The organism is Cellulomonas algicola, assembly GCF_003851725.1.
Lineage (GTDB): Bacteria > Actinomycetota > Actinomycetes > Actinomycetales > Cellulomonadaceae > Cellulomonas > Cellulomonas algicola.
Window position 1 is genome coordinate 1 of the sequence record NZ_BHYL01000270.1, and the last position, 5,026, is coordinate 5,026.

Consider the following 5,026-nt stretch of genomic DNA (forward strand, 5'->3'; position numbering starts at 1 on the left):
CGCCAGGGCCGCCCCGCGACACCGCGCGGCGGCTCGTCGCGACCCACCGGCAAGGGGCCCGCTCCGGCGCCCCGGCGGCCCGCGCTCCCGCTGCGCATGCTGCGCGGCGTCTGGATGGGGTCGGCGCACCTCGTCGGCGGCGCCGCGCGCAAGGTCGGCCACGGCGCGCGCGACCTCGACCCGGCGCACCGCCGCGACGGTCTCGCGTTCACGTTGCTCGGGCTCGCGATCGTCATCGCGGCCCGCGAGTGGTGGAGCCTGTCCGGGACCGCGGGGGACGTCGTGCACGCGGTGGTCGCCGGGACGTTCGGCACCGTCGGCGTCGTCGTGCCCGTCGTGCTCCTCGGGCTGTCGGTGCGCCTCATGCGGCACCCCGACCGCGTGCAGGCCAACTCGCGCATCAGCATCGGGCTCACCGCGATCACGCTCGCGGTCTGCGGGCTCGTGCACATCGGGGCCGGGCTGCCGACCACCGACGACTTCGCCGCGCTGCGCGGCGCGGGCGGCGTCGTCGGCTTCCTCGTCGGGACCCCGCTCGCGAGCCTGCTCACGTCGGGCGTCGCCGTCGCGCTGCTGCTGCTCCTCGCGTTCTTCGGCGTGCTCGTCGTCACCGCGACGCCCGTGCACCAGATCGTGCCGCGCCTGCGCGACCTCTACCACCGGCTCACCGGCGGCCACCGCGACGGCGAGGTCGAGGAGGACGAGGACGCGCCGCTCGTCATCAACGCGGGTCACTCCGCGCTGCCCGAGGTCGAGCCTCCGAAGAAGAAGACCCGCCTGCTCGGGCGTCGCAAGCGTGCCGACCAGCTCGACGACGCCGACCCCGACCGCCTCGACGCGTACGTCGGTGACGAGGCGTTCGAGCGCGCGGCCGTCGTCGAGGCGCTCGCCGGGGAGGCCGAGCCGTCGCCCGTCACCGAGCCCACCGCCGTCGTCCCGGCACCGCGCCCGCCCGCCGAGCTGCGCGCACCCGAGCCCCGCGGCGTCCCGCGCGGCGAGCAGCCGATGCTCGAGGGTGACGTCCTCTACACGCTCCCGAACGAGGACGCGCTCGCCAAGGGTGCGCCGCACAAGGTGCGCTCGGCCGCGAACGACCGCGTCGTCGAGTCGCTCACGACCGTCCTGGACCAGTTCGAGATCGACGCCAAGGTCACCGGCTTCACGCGCGGCCCCACGGTCACGCGCTACGAGGTCGAGCTCGGCCCCGCGGTCAAGGTCGAGCGGGTCACCGCGCTCAGCAAGAACATCGCCTACGCGGTCGCGAGCGCCGACGTCCGGATCCTGTCGCCGATCCCCGGCAAGTCCGCCATCGGCATCGAGATCCCCAACACCGACCGCGAGACGGTCTCGCTCGGCGACGTGCTGCGGTCCAGCGCCGCCAAGCGGTCCGAGCACCCGATGGTCATCGGCGTCGGCAAGGACGTCGAGGGCGGCTACGTCACCGCGAATCTCGCGAAGATGCCGCACCTCCTGGTCGCGGGCGCGACCGGCGCGGGCAAGTCGAGCTTCGTCAACTCGATGATCGTGTCGATCCTCATGCGCGCCACGCCCGACGAGGTCCGCATGGTGCTCGTCGACCCCAAGCGCGTCGAGCTCACGATCTACGAGGGCATCCCGCACCTCATCACGCCCATCATCACCAACCCCAAGAAGGCCGCCGAGGCGCTCGAGTGGGTCGTGCGGGAGATGGAGGCGCGGTACGACGACCTCGCGCTGTTCGGGTTCAAGCACGTCGACGACTTCAACGTCGCCGTGCGGGCCGGCAAGGTCAAGCCGCTGCCCGGCTCCGAGCGCAAGATCGCGCCGTACCCGTACCTGCTGGTGATCGTCGACGAGCTCGCCGACCTCATGATGGTCGCGCCCCGCGACGTCGAGGCGTCGATCCAGCGCATCACGCAGCTCGCGCGCGCCGCCGGCATCCACCTCGTGCTCGCCACGCAGCGGCCGTCGGTCGACGTCGTCACCGGCCTGATCAAGGCGAACGTGCCGTCGCGGCTCGCGTTCGCGACGAGCTCGCTCACCGACTCGCGCGTCGTGCTCGACCAGCCGGGAGCCGAGAAGCTCATCGGCCAGGGTGACGCGCTGTTCCTCCCCATGGGTGCCGCCAAGCCGATGCGCACGCAGGGCGCCTGGGTCTCCGAGTCGGAGATCCACGCGGTCGTCGAGCACGTCAAGAAGCAGCTCAAGCCCGTGTACCGCGAGGACGTCGCCGTCACGGCGGCCAAGAAGCAGGTCGACGAGGACATCGGCGACGACCTCGACCTGCTGCTGCAGGCCGCCGAGCTCGTCGTCACGTCGCAGTTCGGCTCGACGTCGATGCTGCAGCGCAAGCTGCGCGTCGGGTTCGCCAAGGCCGGGCGCCTCATGGACCTGCTCGAGTCGCGGGAGATCGTCGGGCCGTCCGAGGGGTCGAAGGCGCGCGAGGTGCTCGTGCAGCCCGACGACCTGCCGGGCACGCTCGCGATGCTGCGCGGCGAGCCCGGGGCCGAGGACGACGGTGCGCTGCCCGGCGACCCGCCCGTGGCGACCGACTACTTCGACGACGCCGAGGAGGACGACGCAGGACCCTGGTCCGGCGGCGGCCGATGAACCTGCCGGTGACCGACCCCCGGAGCCTCGTCTCCACGGTCATCGCCGTCGTCGCGATCGTCGCGCTCGTCGCCGTCCTCGTCCTGCTCGCGCGCCAGCGCCGGCAGGTCCGCACCGCGAACCAGCTCCTCGAGCTGTCCCGCGAGCTGCGGCAGCGCTACGACGCGCTGCAGTCCGTCACCAAGGAGGGCGTGCTCGTCCAGTCGCTGGGCGGGCGCGTCCTCGACATCTCGGAGCGTGCCGCCGCGATCCTCGGCGTCGACCCGGCGTCCGCGCTCGGCCGGCCCGTCAGCGACCTGCCGCTCGTGCTCGTCAACGAGCAGGGGCTCTCGATGAACCCGGCGGCGGTGCTGGGGCACCGCACGGTGCCTGGTCCCGACACCGCGGAGTCGGGGCCCGAGCTCGTGGGCGTCGCCCTGCCCGACAGCGCCGGCATGCACGTGCGCATGGTGCAGGTCGCGAGCCAGCTCGTCCCGGCGGGCGACGGCGAGAACCCCGCGGTCCTCACGACGCTCGTCGACGTGACGGGGCGGCGCGAGGTCGAGGCCGCGCTGTCCCGCAGCGAGACGCAGTTCCGCGTGGCGATGGAGAACGCGCCGATCGGCATGGCGCTCGTCGACCTGGACTGGTGCGTCGTCGAGGCGAACTCGGCGCTCGCCGAGCTGCTCGGTACCCGCGTCGACGCGCTGCGCGGCTACCCGATGTCCGAGCTCGGCGAGCCCGAGGGGCGGGCCGCCGAACGGGCCGAGGTCGACAAGCTGCTCGCGGGCGGGGCGCCGCGCTTCTCGCTCGAGCAGAAGTACGTGCGCGCGGACGGGCACGCCGTGTGGGTCGTGCTCGACGCGGCGCTCGTGCGGTCGGCGAGCGGCACGCCCGACCACTTCGTCGTGCAGGTCCGCGACTCCACGGAGTCCCGCCTCCAGGCCGAGATGCTCACGCACCGCGCCATGCACGACCCCCTGACGGGTCTCGCGAACCGCACGCTGATGCAGGAGGTGCTCCAGTCCGTGCTGGAGCAGCCCGGCGTCGTGGACCGCGTCGCGGTGATCGCGTGCGACCTCGACGGCTTCAAGCAGGTCAACGACCGCTACGGGCACGCCGCGGGGGACGAGCTCCTCGTGCACGTCGCGGGCGTGCTGCGGGCCGCGACCGCGCGGCGCGGGACCGTCGCTCGGCTCGGCGGCGACGAGTTCGTCGTCGTCGTGCAGGACGCCGACGGGCCGCGTGCGGTGTTCGAGATCGCCGCCGCGATCCACGCGGGCCTGGTCGAGCCCGCGCGCATCGCGCGCCGGCGCGTGCAGGTCGCCGCGAGCATCGGCATCGCCCTCGCGGACCCGGAGACCGTCGAGGGCGGTGCGCCCGCGCTCGTCGCCGCCGCCGACGCCGCGCTCTACCGGGCCAAGGCCGCCGGGCGGGGCCGGACCGAGGTGTACGACGCGTCGATGAGCGCGACCTCGACGACCGGCGTGCACCGCGAGCTCGCCGACGCGATCGCCGGGCGCGAGCTCGTCGTGCACTACCAGCCGATCGTCGACCTGGCCGACATGCGCGTCGTCGGCTACGAGGCGCTCGTGCGCTGGCAGCACCCGCACCGCGGACTGCTGCTGCCCGGGTCGTTCCTGGCGCTCGTGCAGGAGGCCGGGCTGTCGGTGCCGCTCGCGCAGTACGTCGCGACGTCGGTCGTCGACTTCGTCGCGCGCACGCGCGACAAGACGCGCTGGGTGTCCGTCAACGTGTCAGCCGACCAGCTGGGCGACGGCGAGTTCGCGACGACGCTCCTCGGCGAGATCTCGCGTCGTCGCGTGACGCCCGGGCGGATCGTCGTCGAGCTCACCGAGTCGTCGCTCGTCGCGTCGAGCACGCGCATCCGGCACGAGCTCACGCAGCTCTCGGCCGCGGGCGTCCCGATCCTGCTCGACGACTTCGGCACGGGCGTGTCGCCCTTGTCCTACCTGCGCGACCTGCCCGTCGCGGGCGTGAAGCTCGACATGTCGTTCACGTCGGGCATCCCCGACGACCCGACCGCCGGCAAGGTCGCGCGGGCGCTCGGCGCGCTCGCCCGGGAGCTCGCGATGGTGACGATCGCCGAGGGGATCGAGCACGAGGAGCAGGCGCGCTACCTGCACCGCAACGGCTGGCGGTACGGCCAGGGGTGGCTGTTCGGCGGCGCGCAGCCCGCCGAGGCGACCCGGACCTGACGCGGGCTCCGGTCGAGCACAGCCGCGGGACGGGCGTGGTGACGCGTCGCGGGTCGGTGCGGAGAGGGTCGCGTGCCGGTGGGCAGGCAGCGATCAGCATGCGGCCTCGCTCAGCGGGCGAGCGGCCGCGTCCGACGGTCAGCCGGCGGTGCGCGGCACGACGACCGGCGCGGGGCCGGTCGGGACGACGGGCGTCGTCCGCTCGGGCGCCTGCGCGCCCGCGGCCGCCCGGACGCGCG

At 74.0% G+C, this 5,026-nt stretch carries 2 protein-coding genes; both read left to right on the plus strand.

Annotated elements, in window-relative coordinates:
* A partial coding sequence (locus CTKZ_RS16105; protein WP_371852385.1) for a DNA translocase FtsK occupies positions 1-2,589 on the plus strand: 2,589 nt, incomplete at its 5' end.
* A gap of 8 nt (positions 2,590-2,597) precedes the next feature.
* A complete protein-coding gene (locus CTKZ_RS16110; protein ID WP_235843516.1) occupies positions 2,598-4,787 on the plus strand; it encodes a putative bifunctional diguanylate cyclase/phosphodiesterase in 2,190 nt (729 codons plus the stop codon).
* Positions 4,788-5,026 lie beyond the last annotated feature (239 nt).